This window comes from Listeria immobilis, assembly GCF_014322765.1.
GTDB lineage: Bacteria > Bacillota > Bacilli > Lactobacillales > Listeriaceae > Listeria > Listeria immobilis.
Genome location: NZ_JAASTZ010000008.1, coordinates 122,569 through 139,063 on the forward strand (window position 1 = coordinate 122,569; position 16,495 = coordinate 139,063).

Here is a 16,495-nt window from a genome sequence, read left to right on the forward strand (position 1 = left end):
CTTGTTGAAAACGAACCTCGAAAGACGCCATGGGTCTTTCGAGGTTTTTGTTTGTCTAAAAGTGCAAACTGTCAGTAGTTCTGCTAAAATAAAAGCATTAACCTATATGGAGCTGAAAGAAATGGAAAACCAACTAAATATTGGTATTATTGGTGCAGGAGCAATGGGGCTTTTATATGCAGCTAATTTTGCAAAAAAGTCGAACCTCACACTTTTTACACGAAGAGAAATACAGCGAAACACCTTAAAAGAGAATGGTATTTTACTAATAGATAATGAAAAACGGAACACCATACATATTAATGCAGTGGCGGTCGATAATCTAGCAGAATTAAATAAACAACAGCTAATTATGGTTGCAGTTAAACAATATTCTTTAGATAAAATTGTCCCATTATTACAAAAGATAGCTACTGATATACCGATACTATTCATTCAAAATGGCGCAGCACACTTAGAAATTTTATCTTTACTTGGTGAAAAGCGAACAATCTTACTAGGGATAAGTGAACACGGTGCTGGTCGTGAAAATGACACAACGGTTGTTTGGCGCGGACATGGACGGACTAAATATAGCGTTTATCAAGGAACGCTAGATAACTCTATAGAAACATGGCTAGATTCTATTTCGGATTTTCCTGTAGAAAAACATCCAAGTTACTTAGAAATTATGCAGGAGAAATTGTTTATAAATGCAGTTATTAATCCCTTGACTGCTGTATTAGGTGTACAAAATGGCGCGCTCTTAGCAAATCCAGAGTGGCATATTTTGTTACGTACATTAGTAGGCGAGATAGAAAGAATTATTCCCATCAAAAGTGGTCTTGAAAAAGTGGAGCAGATTTGTCAGGTAACTGCGAATAATTATTCTTCGATGGCGCTTGACCAAAAACATGGGCGGAAAACCGAGATTGATGGGATAGTGCTGCCAATTTTAGAAAAAGGAGCGCAAGAAGGGGAACAGCTCCCTACACTTCAAACGTTATACTATATTATTAAAGGCTCGGAAGGAGAAAAAAATGTTTGATTGGCTAACTAATTCAGTAGCGATAATTATTATCTTACCAGTATTAATATTTATTTTAACAATGTTTATTTCAAGTCTTTGGATTCGGAAAAGACAACGCAGACTTATGTTAGCGGCAGATGTATCAACTCTATTTCTTATTATTGCAGTTCATTACTTTATGATTGTATTGTTTGGATACTCTTTTTTACTTATTATTTTGCTATTTTTATTTATACTCGGCATTGTTATTGTTCTTCTTGCTGCAAAAAAAGAAGGCGAGATTCAATTTCGCAAAATCATCCGTGGTTACTGGAGACTTTGTTTTTTCATCTTCGCCTTACTTTATGTGGGTTTGTACCTTTACGGGATTATTTATAGTTTGATTTTAATGTTGTAACTGGTTTTGTTTCCATCCATACTTTACTTAAATCAAAATAGCCATAAGGATTTTCGGAAACTCCTTTTATCATGGAATGGAGTGATTGACTTCTTTCTGGGTGATGTAAATAAATTAAATGATAATTGCTAGTCAACCAATCATCTATTTCTGTGCGTAAGACGTCTCTTTTAGTGGCGTCTTTTTCTAATTTCATTTTTTCTATATGTTTAGAAATTTCTTGGAGAATTTCCGAGCTTAAAAGATGTTGTGGTAATAAATTGGGGTTGTTTAAGAAATCTAGGTAGGCTACTTCGTTATCAGAAGAAGGAATTTCACCCATCATCATCATATCTGTTGCATCTTCAGGAAGAGTTGAATAAGAAGCATCTTCATGAGAAATGATTTTTATTGCTAATTGAATTCCAAATTCAGCAGCTCTTTTGCAAATCCATCGTGCTTCTTGTATAGCAGAGGGATGCTGCGTTGTTCCTAAGATTACTTTTTCTCCTTGATAATTGGCTTTTTTTAATAAAGTGGCGATTTTTTCAGGATGTTTTTCAGGTATAATTGATTTTTCAGGATAATAGTTAGAAGCAATAGTGCCATAATTTTTAAATAACTCATTACTCGCTATTTGGCAGTCAATCAAATGGTACATTGCTTCACGAAAAGCTTTGTGTTGTGGAGCACCATTTTTGTAACTATTAAAACAGATAAAATTAACACCAACACCAGTTTTACGATGTTCTACATAAGCAGGGTTTTCTTCATAATCTACAGAAGTGAATTGAATTGGAATAACTTGAAGAGCTTGGTCATTTTCAGCCGTCCAAAATTCGACACGGTCAAGAAGTGGACGCTCTAAAAAATAACCATCAAAGGCTTCTAATATTAAGTGATCATCACTTCTTTGCACCATTCGAAAGGGCCCGGTGGAAATCCATTTATATTCGTCAAATGGTTCATCATGTGGCAAAATCGCCATATTAGATGTACATAAATAACGAATGAAAAATGGATCTGCTTTTTTTAAATGAATTGTAACGGTAAATTTATTAACGCAATCAATCATTTGAATATTTTCCATTTGCCAAGATGACACGGCTTTCGGGTCTTTTGCACGAAGCAAAGTAAATTTAACATCTTCGCTATCAAGCATTCGACCATGATGGAAAAGAACACTTTTGCGAAGATAGAAGGTCCATTCTCGGTGATTAGCAGATGCTTTCCAGTGATGGGCAATATGCGGAATTACTTTTTCTTCCTTTTTATCATATTTTACTAATGGATCACCAATTTGGGTGAGTAAAAAAGCTTCTAGTGATACGGATGTATGTAGTGGGTCGAGAGTAGTCAACTTGCGGCGAATAATGGAACGCAATACTTCTTGTTGGTTTTCAGTTACCTGCAGTCCAAATAATTGTTGAATTTCACTAGACGTGCTTGCAAACCAACTTTTAGGAATGGCAAGCCCAGATAAAAACAAAATATTGCTAAATAGTTCTTCGTCAAGACTATTCTTTAAAGCAGTTAAAACCTCGTCTTCCAATGGTTTTGAAAATGTAATGGTGGAAAGGTTGCCGCGACCCAGTCCGGGAGAATAGAGAAGTTTATTTCTTTTTTGATATTGTTGTAATTTTCTTTTGGCATTTTTGGGTGTGCAAAACCAAATACTAGCTAAATCGCTTAGTTTAAAGCGAACTTGCAATTCAGGAGTTAGACCATAAAGATACGCGCGCATACTAAAATAATCTTTATCCACTAAAATCCTCCATTCTAAAAGGGGACATAAAATTAATTTAAATACCCTTTTTATATGTAATGATCCCTTTTATACTAACAGAGTAGTCAGAAAAAAAGCAAATGGAGGAGATGGCATGTTTAGAGAATTGCACCCAAATATTCGTGCTCGGATATTAATTCAATTTTTAAGCAAAGTAATTGGTTCGATGATTTTCCCGTTTATGGCAATTTATTTTTCAATGGAAATAAATAGTGGAGTTGCAGGGATTCTTTTGATGATAAATGTCTTTGTTCAGTTTGTTGCGGGTATCTATGGTGGGCATTTAGCAGATATTATTGGACGGCGGAAGTTGATGCTCACAGGAGAAGTGCTTAAAGTTTTTGCTTTTCTTGGAATGGTTCTTTGTAATTCTACTCTATACCATTCGCCGTGGCTAACTTTTGTAATGTTGCTTATTATTGGTGTAGCACAAGGGCTGATTAATCCAGCGGGAGAAGCAATGCTGATTGATGTAAGTACACCAGAAAACCGAGCATTTATGTATTCCATAAGTTACTGGGCGAATAATTTGTCCATGTTAATTGGGATAATGGTTGGAGGATGGTTTTTTGTGGGACATCTCTTTCCACTTCTCGTAGCGTTGTTTATTATGTCGTTTGTGACTGCTTGGCTAACATTCAGCCTAATTTCTGAAACCTTAAAACAAAAGAAAACGCTAAAAAAAGGGTCTTATGGATTATTAGAAATGTTTAAAAGTTATGGGCAAGTTTTACATGATTATCGCTTTCTTCTATATACAGTTGGTGGAATTGCGATTATGTCGATTGAATTTCAAAGGAGTAACTATATTTCGGTGCGTTTAGCAGAAGACGTTCATAATTTACTTGTGAATTTAGGACCACTTGGAGCGATTCCTCTTAATGGCGTCCAAATTGTGAGTGTTTTGACGGCGGTAAATACGCTGTTTATCGTTCTTTTCACAGTGCCAATTGCAAGATGGGTAACAAAACGAGCGCAACAACCGATTATGTATGTTGGTTTTGGGTTATTTGCAATTGGATTTGCAGTGTGCGCTTTTGCTAATAGTTTGCTAGTTTTATTACTTGCTACAGCCGTATTGTCGATTGGTGAGTTGCTCTATGTGCCAACACGACAAACGATTCTTGCCTTGATTGTAGATGATAATAAACGAGGAGCTTATATGGCTTTTAATGGTATTATTTTTCAAATCGGTAAAATGATAGGCTCCGTAAGTCTTGTTTTTGCACCTTTCATCGGTAAGTATGGGATGGGAATTTTTACAATTTTACTAGGTGTTGTTGCTATCGGTTTCTCTGCGATAGCATTAAAATCAGGATATGAAAAAGTGCTTGCGAAATGATTTTTTGCAAAAAGTGGGGAATGCCTCCACCAAGCCCCACAATCATTTTTATTCTTAAATACTAGTATAAATGGCTTTAAATAAAGGTTTGATCATTCTATTGTTTCGATGGAATGATTTTTTTTTGCCCTTTTTTAAGTTTTGGGTGGTGCAAAGTGGGGAGATGTGGTAAAGTGGTATGGAGGAAAGTGGGTGAAGTCTAATGTTCATGGGAGAATATCAACATAACATCGATATAAAGGGCAGATTAATTGTGCCAGCTAAATTCCGTGAGCTTTTGGGGGATAATTTTGTTATAACCCGAGGACTTGATAAGTGTCTATTTGCTTATCCACAAGAGGAATGGAAAAAGCTAGAAGAAAAACTCCAAACCTTACCACTTACCAAAAAAGATGCTCGTTCCTTTACACGTTTCTTCTTTTCCGGTGCGTCTGAATGTGAACTAGACAAACAAGGTCGGATTAATATTCCATCCAACTTACTACAGTATGCGGATTTGGAAAAAGAAACCGTGATTATCGGAGTTTCTAGTCGTATTGAAATTTGGAGTAAATCAGAATGGGAAGATGTCTTCAATGAGGCAGAAGAATCATTTGCTGATTTAGCTGAAAATATGATTGGCTTTGATATTTAAGGAGGAAATCATATGTTTAAACATGAAACAGTTTTATTACATGAAACCGTAGATATGCTTGAAGTAAAACCAGATGGGATTTATGTCGATGCAACACTTGGCGGCGCAGGTCACTCAGAGTATTTACTAAATAAGCTTAATGAAAAAGGGCACTTATTTGCTTTTGACCAAGATCAAACAGCAATTGATAATGCAAAAATAAAGTTAGCAGCGTATAGCGATAAGGTCACCTTTGTAAAATCGAATTTTCGTTATATGAAAGAAGCACTAAACGAACGTGGGATTAGTGAAGTGGATGGGATTTTATATGATTTAGGTGTCTCTTCCCCGCAGCTAGACGAAAGAGAACGTGGATTTAGTTATCATCAGGATGCTGCACTTGATATGCGAATGGATAGGGAGCAAGAACTTACAGCAAAAATAGTTGTAAACGAATGGTCCTACCAAGAGTTAATTCGAATTTTCTTTCAATATGGAGAAGAAAAATTTTCCAAACAAATTGCTCGTGAAATCGAACGTCGCCGTGAAGTAAAACCAATTGAAACAACTGGCGAACTAGTTGATATCATTAAAACAGCTATTCCGGCACCTGCAAGAAGAAAAGGTGGACATCCGGGAAAACGAACTTTTCAAGCAATCCGTATTGCAGTTAATGATGAATTAGGCGCGGTAGAAGATTCACTTGAAAAAGCATTAACTTTATTAAAACCAGGCGGCAGAATTAGCGTAATTACGTTCCATTCATTAGAAGACCGCATAACAAAACACTTATTCCAAGAAGCGACAAAAGGACCAGATTTACCACCAGGTCTTCCAGTCATTCCAGATGAATATAAACCAGACTTTAAGCTTGCGACAAGAAAACCAATTTTACCAAGTGAAGAAGAACTGGAACAAAACAATCGAGCACGTTCAGCCAAACTACGTGTTATTGAAAAAATTATTAAATAGCAGGAGTTGAAAAAATGTGAGCAATGTCGCCTATAAATCTAATCTAGAACCAAATAAGGTACATAGAGAAGCAGAACAACCTAAAAAACAAATACTAAGACGAGGTCAAATGACACTTGGCGAAAAAGTAATCATCACGATAGCGCTTGCGATTGTTTTAGTTGTTGCTTTCCAAATTATTAGTGTACAAGCACAAATTTACACAGTAAACCAAGAAATTCAAACAAAAGAAGAGAAAATTGTCGAACAACAAAAATCAAATGAAGATTTAAAAGTAGAAGTAAAAGATTTAGGAAGATATGAACGTATTTTAAAAATCGCCAAAGAAAAAGGGTTAAAACTTGATGGTGATAACGTGAAAGTGGTAGATGGTCAATGAAACGGCGTATAGGTAACATGAGAAGGGGAGCGCTAGTGCTTTTTGTCTTTTTCACTATTCTCTTTCTTTTAGTTTCTGGCCGTTTTCTTTATTTGCAAATTACGGGAGAGGCAAATGGGGTCCCGCTTGCAGCTAAAGCATCCAAGCAACATTTAAAAAGCAGTGTTCTTGAAGCGAAACGCGGCTCCATTTTAGATCGAAAGGGAGAAGTGCTAGCTGAGGATACGGCTTCTTACACGATTGCTGCGGTAGTTAGCGATAAACTTTCTAAAGCAACGAAAAACCCGATGCGAGTAGTTGACGAAGAAAAAACAGCTCGTATTTTAGCAAAATATATTCCAATGGATGAATCTGATATTTTAGATAAACTCAATGAAAACGGAAAATATCAAGTCGAATTTGGTGCTGCAGGAAAAAATATTTCTACAGAAACAAAAGCAAAAATCGACAAAGAAAATCTACCTGGTATTGAGTTTACACGTCAATCAGAACGTTTTTATCCTAATGGTACTTTCGCAACGCAATTAATTGGTTTCGCGCAACAAGAAGAAAAGAAAAACACCACAGTTTTAGAAGGGAAAATGGGTATCGAATCTCGTTTTAATAATGCGTTAACAGGTACTAATGGGAAAATTGACTATAGTACGGATCGCATGGGATATATTTTACCTAATTCTAAAAATAAAGTAACGAAAGCTCAAGATGGCAAAGATATTACTTTAACACTTGATAAAAAAATTCAAACCTTTTTAGAAGATACAATGACAACCGTGGATGCAAAATATAATCCGAAAAATATGATGGCGGTAGTGGCTGATCCAAAAACAGGAGAAATCCTTGCAATTAGTCAACGTCCATCCTTTAATCCAGCTGATCGTTCTACTATTACCGGAAACAGTTCAAGCATATGGCAAGATTTACCTGTTGAATATGCCTATGAGCCAGGATCAGTAATGAAAATTATTTCACTAGCTTCTGCGATTGATACAAATGTTTATAATCCAAACGAATATTATCAATCTGGTTCTTATAAAGTAGGAGATATCGCTATTCATGACCATAATAATGGTGTTGGGTGGGGTTCCATCCCTTATCGCGAAGGTGTAGAACGTTCTAGTAATGTCGCATTCGCTAAACTTTTAAACAAAATGGGTACAGATACATTCCATACCTATTTAGATAAATTTGGTTTTGGAAAGAAAACTGGGATTGATTTACCGAATGAAACAAGTGGGAAAATCCTTTATAATTATCCAATTGAAAAAGTAACTACTGTTTTTGGACAAGGGACGACTGTTTCCATGATGCAAATGATCCAAGCTGCATCAGCCATTGCTAGTGATGGGACAATGAAACAGCCTTATGTTGTTTCAAAAGTAACCGATCCAAATACTGGAACAGAAACCGAAACGAAAACAAAAACAACTGGAAAACCGATTAGTGCCGAAACCGCCAAAAAAACTCGAGATGAGCTAAAAAATGTTATTAGCGGAGAGCATGGTACAGGTAAACTGTATGCAATTCCCGGTTATGATGTCGCTGGTAAAACAGGAACATCACAAATTCCTAATCCGAAAACTGGAAAATACATGACTGGAGCAGATAATTATATTTTCTCATTTTTAGGTATGGCACCAGCAGATGATCCAGAGTTGGTTATTTATGTAACGATGCAACAACCACAATTATCTGGAAGTGAAACAGGCGGAGAAGCAGTATCGGAAGTTTTTAATCCAGTAATGAAAAATAGTTTGCAATATATGAATATCAAACCTGCTGACATCGAAAAATTAGCATCTGAAAAAGTCCCAGTTTTAGCAGAAAGAACTGTAGATGATGCTAAAAAAGCTGTGACTGATAAAGGTTTAGAACCAGTGATTGTCGGAAATGGTAAAAAGATTGTCCAACAATTACCACAAGCTAATAGCGATTTAATGCAAGGACAAAAAGTGATATTAATGACTGATGGTGATATGACAGCACCTGATATGGTAACTTGGTCCAAAGATGACGTTTTAAAAGTGTCGGAAATCACAGGAGTGCCTTTTGAATTTAGTGGTTCTGGCTATGTGAAAAGTCAAAGTGTATCAGCAGGTAGCATCATTAATAGTGAAACAAAAATGAAAATCACACTCGCTTCACCTGAACAAATTAGTCAATTTAATCAAAATCATGATCAAGATCAAGCTGAAAAGAATAAAAAAGCAACTGACATCCAAGAAAATGCCGGCATTGGAGATTTGCTTAATCAATAGTAGGAAGATAGAAGTATGTCGGCTCAAAAAACTGGCATACTTCTAGCTTTAACTACAATATGTGTCTTTAGTCGTGGTAGATATCATTTGTTGTTTTTGCTAAGATAGAAAAGGATTCTTTTTGATTTTAGCAAAAATAACAGAAAGAATAAGTTTGAGGAGATGGCAAGAATGAAGTTAAATGAACTAATGCGAGCTATCCCGGTATTCTCTGGGGAAGCAAGTGCTACAATTGAAGTTAGTCAAATAGCTCAAGATAGTAGGAAAGTGAAACCAGGCACACTTTTTATCTGCATTGACGGGGAATTAATCGATGGGCATCAATTTGCGAAAAAAGCAGAAGAGCTCGGAGCAGTTGCAATAATTGCTGAGAAACAACTAGATGTGGCTATTCCAGTTATTTATGTTAGAGATTCAAAACGCGCCATGGCAATGCTAGCTGATTATTTTTATGGTTCACCAACACAAGCATTAAAATTAGTCGGAATTACTGGTACTAATGGAAAAACTACTGTTAGCCATTTAGTTGAACAAATAGTCCGCGAAAATGGAGAACAGACGGGCTTGATTGGGACAATGTACCGTAAAATTGGCGATGAAATTTTGGAAACAAAAAATACAACTCCAGATAGCCTAACATTGCAAGAAACTTTTCGTGAGATGCTTCTTCATGGCGTTAGTACTGCTGTAATGGAAGTTTCTTCTCATGCATTAGTTCAAGGTCGAGTATATGGTTCTGATTATGATGTGGCAGTTTTTATGAATTTATCACAGGATCATTTAGATTATCATCATACAATGGAAGAATACGCCTATGCCAAAAGTTTACTATTTGCGCAATTAGGCAATAGTTACGATACTAATAATCCGAAAATTGCTGTTTTAAATGCAGATGATAAAGTCAGTGCACGAATGAAAACAGCAACAGCTGCACATGTTATCACGTTTGGTATACATGCGGATGCTGATTTCAATGCATATAACATTCATATTTCAAGTCATGGTTCGAGTTTTGACTTAGTGACACCTGAGGGCAATTTTAAACTTAATATAAAAATGATTGGTAATTTTAGTATATATAATGTGCTTGCAGCGATTGCAACAAGCTATGCATTACATATTCCATTAGAAAATGCGATTACAACTGTAGAAGCTATTCCAGGAGTGAAGGGGCGTTTTGAATTAGTAAATGCAGGACAAGATTTTCCTGTCATTGTTGATTATTCTCATACACCTGATAGTTTACTCAATGTATTGCAAACAATTGATGAGTTCGCGGAGAAACGTGTTTTTGTAGTCGTTGGATGTGGTGGCGACCGAGATAAAGGAAAACGTCCCCAAATGGCACAAATTGCCGTTCAATATGCAACCAACCCAGTATTTACATCAGATAATCCGCGTAGTGAAAATCCGCATGCGATTATTGAAGATATGATTAAAGGTGTTCCAGAAAGCGATTCATATGTAGTTTATGAAAATCGTCGTGATGCGATTCAATTTGCTATAAGTGAGGCAGAAACAGGGGATGTTATTCTGATTGCTGGAAAAGGTCATGAAGATTATCAAATTATCGGCAACGAAGTAATTGATTTTGATGACCGAGTGGAAGCACGAAAAGCTATTGAAAAAAAACTCGGACTCGCATAAAATATGAAGTGCGTTGACAAACAGATTGGGGAGAATTTATTGTGTCTTTATACATGTTAGTATCAACATTTGCAGTGGCCTTTATTATTACAGTTATAGGTATCCCACTATTTATCCCATTTTTAGTGAAATTAAAATTTGGGCAAAGTATTAGGGATGAAGGTCCAAAAATGCATGAAAAGAAATCAGGGACGCCAACAATGGGAGCAGTCGTTTTCATTATTGCTATGCTTGTTAGTTTCTTGATCTTTTCTTTTATCAGCGGGGAAGCAAGTGCGGCAACTTGGCTATTATTTATTGCGTTAGCTTTGTTTGGTGCATTAGGTTTTCTGGATGATTATATTAAAGTAGTTCAAAAACGTAACTTAGGTCTAACTTCTAAACAGAAATTTTTAGGTCAGGTAGCGATTTCGATTTTATTTTATGTAGTGTATCATTTTAGTGGTTTTGCAGAAACGCTTAAAATACCATTTACCAACACCGAAATTGATTTGGGCTTTTTCTTTGTTATCTTTATTCTTTTCTGGTTAGTTGGGTTCTCCAATGCAGTTAATTTAACGGATGGTTTGGATGGACTTGTATCTGGACTTACTGTGATTGCTTTTTCTGCTTTTGGTGTGATTGCTTTTTATCAAGAACAAATGGATGTCGCTATTTTCTGTTTTGCGATTGTCGGAGGGATGCTTGGGTTCCTACTATTCAATAAAAACCCTGCGAAAATCTTCATGGGAGATACTGGATCACTTGCGCTTGGTGGAAGTATTGCTGCTGTTTCAATTTTACTACATCAAGAATGGTTATTACTTTTAATCGGCATTATCTTTGTTATTGAAACTGCATCCGTTATTTTACAAGTATTTTACTTTAAAGTCACTGGTGGTAAACGGATTTTTCGAATGACACCAATCCATCATCACTTTGAACTAGGTGGTTGGTCTGAGTGGCGTGTTGTTCTTACATTCTGGGGAATTGGACTTATTGGTGCAATTATTTCTGTTTGTATGGTTATCTTTTAAATAAAGCGCCGCGATTTTTGCGGCAAAAGCGTCTCTAGTTGACTGTTTTTAAACAGAATCTGGTTGGCGCTTTCCGTCGTTTTTGTGAATTTCATGAATCCGACCGCCAATTTTGATATAAATGGGGGAACCAAAGGAAATGAAAAAAATTGAAATGTACCATCACAAAAAAGTGCTTGTTTTGGGTTTAGCAAGAAGTGGTGTTAGCGCAGCAACAATTATGCATAAACTGGGAGCATTTGTAACTGTAAATGATCAAAAGCCTTTTAGTGAAAATCCAGAAGCACAAGGTCTTCTTGAACAAGGAATTAAAGTTATTTGTGGTTCGCATCCGATTGAACTTTTAGATGAAGGATTTGAGCTTGTAATTAAAAATCCGGGTATTCCATACAATAACCCGATGATTGAAAAAGCGTTAAAACTGAAAATACCAGTTATTACAGAAGTAGAGTTAGCTTACCAAATTTCTGAAGCACCAATTGTTGGAATTACAGGTACAAATGGGAAAACTACCACCACAACAATTATTCATCATATGTTAAATGCGCATAAAGAAAATAGTTCCTTACTTGCTGGGAATATTGGTTTTCCGGCATCTGCAGTAGCCGAAAATGCGACAAGTGAACAATTTATTTCGATGGAACTTTCTTCGTTTCAATTAATGGGTGTAAACACTTTTAAACCGCATATTTCAGTGATTACGAATATTTATGAAGCGCATTTGGATTACCATACTGATCGAAGTGAATATGTTCAGGCAAAATGGCACATCCAAAAAAATCAAACAGCAGACGATTTTCTAGTTATTAACTGGGATCAAGAAGAGCTAATAAATTTAACGAAACAAACGAAAGCAAAAATAATCCCTTTTTCAACAACGCAGCGTCTAGGTCAAGGAAGCTATGTCCAAAACGGCAATATTATGTTTGGTGATGAAGTGATTGGAGCACGTGATAGTATTTTACTTCCAGGTGAACATAATTTGGAAAATGTGCTGGCATCTGTTGCAGTTGCTAAAATATTAGGCGTAACAAATGAAGAAATTATGCATGTTCTTGAAACTTTTAAAGGCGTAGAACATCGCACACAATTTGTTGTTGAATGGCAAGGACGGAAATTTTATAACGATTCTAAAGCAACCAATATTTTGGCTACTCAAAGTGCGCTAAAAGGGTTTAAAAATCCAGTCGTTTTACTAGCAGGCGGACTAGATCGTGGCAACTCTTTTGATGAGCTACTGCCATTTTTTAGAAATGTAAAATCCTTAGTTGTTTTTGGAGAAACAGCAGATAAAATTGGTCGTGTTGGAAAAATAGCGGGAATTGACGTACATTATGTGGATAACGTAGAAGCGGCTGTTCCGGTTGCTTATAGAGAATCGGCGCCAGGAGATATTATCCTACTTTCACCAGCATGTGCGAGCTGGGATCAATACCGGACATTTGAAGTTCGTGGTAATGCCTACATGGAAGCAATAAGCGAACTAATAGAAGAGGTGGAAAAATGAAAGTAGCCATAAGTGGTGGAGGTACGGGCGGACATGTTTATCCAGCTCTGGCATTCATCAGAGAATTAAAAAAATCACATCCAGAAGCAGAGTTTTTATATATTGGAACGGAAAAAGGTCTTGAAGCTGACATTGTTAAACGCGAAGGAATCCCTTTTGAAGCCATTGAAATTACTGGTTTTAAGCGTTCGTTATCACTTGAAAATGTAAAGACAGTAATGCGTTTCCTAAGTGGAGCCAAAAAAAGCAAACAAATTCTTCGGGAGTTTAAACCAGATGTTGTAATTGGTACTGGCGGATATGTTTGTGGTCCAGTTGTATATGCGGCGGCCAAACTAAAAATCCCAACATTGATTCACGAACAAAATAGTGTTGCAGGTTTAACGAATAAATTTTTAAGTCGATATGCAGACAAAGTGGCAATTTGTTTTGAAGAAGTAAGCGATTCTTTTGCATCAGAAAAAATTGTTTTTACTGGAAATCCGCGAGCTTCAGAAGTGATTGGTGTAGATTCTGACCAAGCTTTAGAAGCATATGGACTTGTCACTGGAAAACCAACTGTTCTCGTTTTTGGTGGTAGTCGCGGAGCACGTGGAGTGAATGAAGCGATTGAAGCGATTTTACCAGAATGGAATAAACGTGATTTTCAACTGTTATATGTAACGGGTGATGTTCATTATGAAAAAATAAAAGATACACTCGCCAGTTTAGAACTTGGGAATCATATTAGTATTCAACCATTTATTTATGATATGCCCCAAATTTTAAACGCAGTTACACTTGTGGTATCAAGAGCAGGCGCAACTACCCTCGCAGAACTTACGGCATTAGGAGTGCCTAGTATTTTGATACCAAGCCCCTATGTTACAGCGAATCATCAAGAATACAATGCTCGTGCTCTAGAAAAAAACAATGCCGCAATCGTGATCACAGAAGCAGAATTAAAAGAAACAGATTTAATGGGAACGATTGATTCTATTTTAACTGATACGGAAAAGTTAAATGAAATGCAGGCTAGCGCTAAACAAATGGGTCGAGCGGATGCAGCTAGCAAACTTGTCGAAGTGGCAATAAGTATAATGAAATAAATCGTAGAAAGGAGCGAATAAAATGGCGGAAAATAGAAGAGTAGTATCTATTGAAAACCGTATTCCTGAATTAAAAAAATACCGGAAAAAAAAATTAATTAGACATCTAGCCATTTTAATCGGATTTTTTGCGATTTTAATATTAATCACGTTGTATTTCCTTTCCCCGCTTAGTAAGCTTGACGAAATAAGTGTAAGCGGAAATAAGCAATTGACTGAAAATGAAGTTCGGAAAGAAAGTGGACTAGTAATTGGTGAGTTTGTACTTGGAATTAGAAATAGCAAGACTGAAGAGACACTTAAGGAAAATACATTAATAAAAAAAGCAACAGTTTCTAAAGAAGGCATGAACAATGTCCAAATTGATATTACCGAATATAAAACAATCGGTTATCAAGAAAAGGATGGCAAATATTATGATATTCTCGAGAGTGGCATCTTATTAACGGACCAATCAAGACAATTTCCAATTGGGAATGATCTACTGTTCCAGAATTTTGAAAATGGCAAAACACTAAAGAGAATGGTAGCACAAATAAATCAATTACCAAATGATGTTGTTAGTTCGATTTCCGAAGTAATTTACAGCCCAACCGAAAGCGACAATAATCATATTGAACTCTATATGAATGATGGAAATAGAGTTTCCGCAACAATTGGTACTTTTGCTGAAAAAATGCAACATTACCCATCTATAGTTGCTCAATTATCAAAGGGACAAAAGGGCGTTATTGATATAGAGGTAGGCTCGTACTTCCAAAGTTACTATCAACAAAATGCAGAGAAAAAAGCGGCAGAGGAGAAGAAAAAGAATTAATATAGTTTCTTCTCTGCCTTTTATACAAAAGGAAATAACAGATGTTGCAGAAATGTGACAAAACGATAACTGAAAAGCTACATATACCAACACTTGTTCGCTTTTTGAGTAAAATGAAAAAAATATCTTAAGAATTTGCCAAAAATTGTTCTTTGTGCTTTTATTACCTTCTTTCTTAGTGTAGACTGTAAATAAGTGATTTTATATGTTAGGCAGAGTGGGCAATCATTCTACACTAACACCATATAAATAGAAAAGTAACAACGCTTTTCCAAGCAGGTTAAAAACCGGTTTTGATCGGTATAAAAATGAATTTGATATAATATTAAATGACTAGAATAAAAGGAGGTGCCGATAAATGGGTGATAGCGAAATTTATGTAAGTTTAGACATTGGAACAGCATCAGTGAAAGTAATCATCGCGGAAATGGCTGACGATCGACTCAATATTATCGGTGTTGGTAATGTCGAGTCTTCAGGAATTAAAAAAGGGATTATTATCGACATAGACAAGACTGTAGAATCCATTAAGAAGGCAATTGAACAAGCAGAAAGAATGGTTGGCGTTGAAATTTCTCAAGTAATTGTTGGGGTAGTATCGAGTCAAGTTCAATTAGAAGCTTGCCGAGGTATTGTAGCAGTTAGCAGTGAAAATCGCGAAATTACAGATGAGGATGTCTGGAACGTGATGGACGCAGCTCAAGTTGTTCCATTATCTCCCGAAAGAGAAATCATTAATACAATACCAGACCAGTTCGTAGTGGATGGTTTAACTGGCATTACCGATCCACGTGGTATGATAGGTGTCCGTCTAGAAATGGAAGGCACGCTTATTACTGGTTCAAAAACAATTTTACATAATACGTTGCGTTGTGTGGAACGTGCTGGCCTTGAGATTTCTGATATTGCTTTACAACCACTGGCGGAAGCGTCGATTTCTTTATCTGAAGATGATAAAGAATTTGGTACGGCATTAATTAATGTTGGTGCAGGAACGACTACCGTTAGCGTATTCGAACAAGGCAGATTAACGTATACTGGTGTTATTCCAGTTGGTGGAGATAATATCACCAAGGACTTATCGCTTGGTCTAAATACTTCAACAGCAAATGCAGATCGTGTGAAACTTGATCATGGCTATGCCTTTTATGACGATGCTTCTCCTGATGAAGTTTTTGCCATTGATGTAATTGGTAGCGACCAAAAACAACATTTCACACAAGTGGAAGTTGCAGATATTATTGAGGCACGTATGGAAGAAATTTTCCAATTAGTTTTAGAAGAACTAGCTCGAGTTGGAAAAACACATCTTCCAGGTGGTTATGTTTTAACAGGGGGTTCAATGGCTATTCCAGGTGCGATTGATTTAGCTGGAAAAACGTTAGCAGCCCATGTTCGACTTGCCATTCCAGATTATATAGGTGTTCGCGAACCATCCTTTACAACTGCGGTAGGCTTGATTAAGTACGCTTATCAAATGGCTGAGTTAGAAGGTCGTGATGTTAGCAGTACAGCAAGTGAACCACATAATGAGGATGCTCCAAAACAAAAACAACCTAAACAAAAGAAATCAGATGACGAAAAAGTTTCTACAAAAATGAAGAATTTTTTCGGCGCATTTTTTGAATAAACGTGAAAGCTGGTAAATCAGCAAGGAAAAATCATATCGTATAAATCGGCAAATAGGA

General features: G+C 36.3%; 14 protein-coding genes. 13 read left to right on the top strand and 1 reads right to left on the bottom strand.

Annotated elements, in window-relative coordinates; genetic code table 11:
• The first annotated feature begins 121 nt into the window (after positions 1-121).
• Both HCJ50_RS08020 and HCJ50_RS08025 read left to right on the top strand, forming a co-directional pair.
• Positions 122-1,027 carry a 2-dehydropantoate 2-reductase gene (locus tag HCJ50_RS08020; protein WP_185346222.1) on the top strand — a complete coding sequence of 302 codons (906 nt, stop codon included), beginning with the start codon at positions 122-124 and terminating at the stop codon, positions 1,025-1,027.
• Positions 1,020-1,406, top strand: coding sequence for a DUF3397 domain-containing protein (locus tag HCJ50_RS08025; protein ID WP_185346224.1), 387 nt, complete (start codon positions 1,020-1,022; stop codon positions 1,404-1,406). Before HCJ50_RS08020 ends, HCJ50_RS08025 begins: the two co-directional genes overlap by 8 nt.
• On the opposite strand, the gene HCJ50_RS08030 is transcribed toward HCJ50_RS08025, so the two are convergent.
• Complete coding sequence (locus HCJ50_RS08030; RefSeq protein WP_185346226.1) at positions 1,378-3,150, bottom strand: SgrR family transcriptional regulator; 1,773 nt, start codon at positions 3,148-3,150, stop codon at positions 1,378-1,380. The genes HCJ50_RS08025 and HCJ50_RS08030 overlap by 29 nt on opposite strands.
• 115 nt (positions 3,151-3,265) lie before the next feature.
• Between HCJ50_RS08030 and HCJ50_RS08035 the strand changes: the two genes are divergently transcribed.
• The 11 genes from HCJ50_RS08035 (at position 3,266) to ftsA (ending at position 16,437) form a co-directional block, all read left to right on the top strand.
• Positions 3,266-4,513 (top strand): MDR family MFS transporter, encoded by a 1,248-nt coding sequence (locus HCJ50_RS08035; RefSeq protein WP_185346228.1) that lies wholly within the window; start codon positions 3,266-3,268, stop codon positions 4,511-4,513.
• Positions 4,514-4,715: 202 nt separating this feature from the next.
• Positions 4,716-5,147 (top strand): division/cell wall cluster transcriptional repressor MraZ, encoded by a 432-nt coding sequence (mraZ, locus tag HCJ50_RS08040; protein WP_014093376.1) that lies wholly within the window; start codon positions 4,716-4,718, stop codon positions 5,145-5,147.
• 12 nt (positions 5,148-5,159) lie between these two features.
• Complete coding sequence (gene rsmH / locus HCJ50_RS08045; protein WP_185346230.1) at positions 5,160-6,098, top strand: 16S rRNA (cytosine(1402)-N(4))-methyltransferase RsmH; 939 nt, start codon at positions 5,160-5,162, stop codon at positions 6,096-6,098.
• Between the two features lie 16 nt (positions 6,099-6,114).
• A complete protein-coding gene (gene ftsL / locus HCJ50_RS08050) occupies positions 6,115-6,477 on the top strand; it encodes a cell division protein FtsL (RefSeq protein ID WP_185346232.1) in 363 nt (120 codons plus the stop codon).
• Positions 6,474-8,732 carry a penicillin-binding protein gene (locus tag HCJ50_RS08055; RefSeq protein WP_185346234.1) on the top strand — a complete coding sequence of 753 codons (2,259 nt, stop codon included), beginning with the start codon at positions 6,474-6,476 and terminating at the stop codon, positions 8,730-8,732. Before ftsL ends, HCJ50_RS08055 begins: the two co-directional genes overlap by 4 nt.
• Positions 8,733-8,903: 171 nt before the next feature.
• Positions 8,904-10,379 carry a UDP-N-acetylmuramoyl-L-alanyl-D-glutamate--2,6-diaminopimelate ligase gene (locus HCJ50_RS08060; RefSeq protein ID WP_185346236.1) on the top strand — a complete coding sequence of 492 codons (1,476 nt, stop codon included), beginning with the start codon at positions 8,904-8,906 and terminating at the stop codon, positions 10,377-10,379.
• 41 nt (positions 10,380-10,420) lie between these two features.
• The gene (gene mraY, locus HCJ50_RS08065) at positions 10,421-11,395 is read left to right on the top strand and encodes a phospho-N-acetylmuramoyl-pentapeptide-transferase (RefSeq protein ID WP_185346238.1); all 975 of its coding nucleotides are present in this window, start codon (positions 10,421-10,423) and stop codon (positions 11,393-11,395) included.
• Between the two features lie 139 nt (positions 11,396-11,534).
• Entirely contained in the window at positions 11,535-12,902 is a 1,368-nt protein-coding gene (gene murD, locus HCJ50_RS08070) for a UDP-N-acetylmuramoyl-L-alanine--D-glutamate ligase (RefSeq protein ID WP_185346240.1), read from the top strand.
• Positions 12,899-13,990 (top strand): undecaprenyldiphospho-muramoylpentapeptide beta-N-acetylglucosaminyltransferase, encoded by a 1,092-nt coding sequence (gene murG / locus HCJ50_RS08075; RefSeq protein WP_185346242.1) that lies wholly within the window; start codon positions 12,899-12,901, stop codon positions 13,988-13,990. The genes murD and murG overlap by 4 nt, the downstream gene beginning before the upstream one ends.
• A gap of 22 nt (positions 13,991-14,012) precedes the next feature.
• Positions 14,013-14,807, top strand: coding sequence for a cell division protein FtsQ/DivIB (locus HCJ50_RS08080; protein ID WP_185346244.1), 795 nt, complete (start codon positions 14,013-14,015; stop codon positions 14,805-14,807).
• Positions 14,808-15,165: 358 nt separating this feature from the next.
• Positions 15,166-16,437, top strand: coding sequence for a cell division protein FtsA (gene ftsA, locus HCJ50_RS08085; RefSeq protein ID WP_185346245.1), 1,272 nt, complete (start codon positions 15,166-15,168; stop codon positions 16,435-16,437).
• Positions 16,438-16,495: the final 58 nt, after the last annotated feature.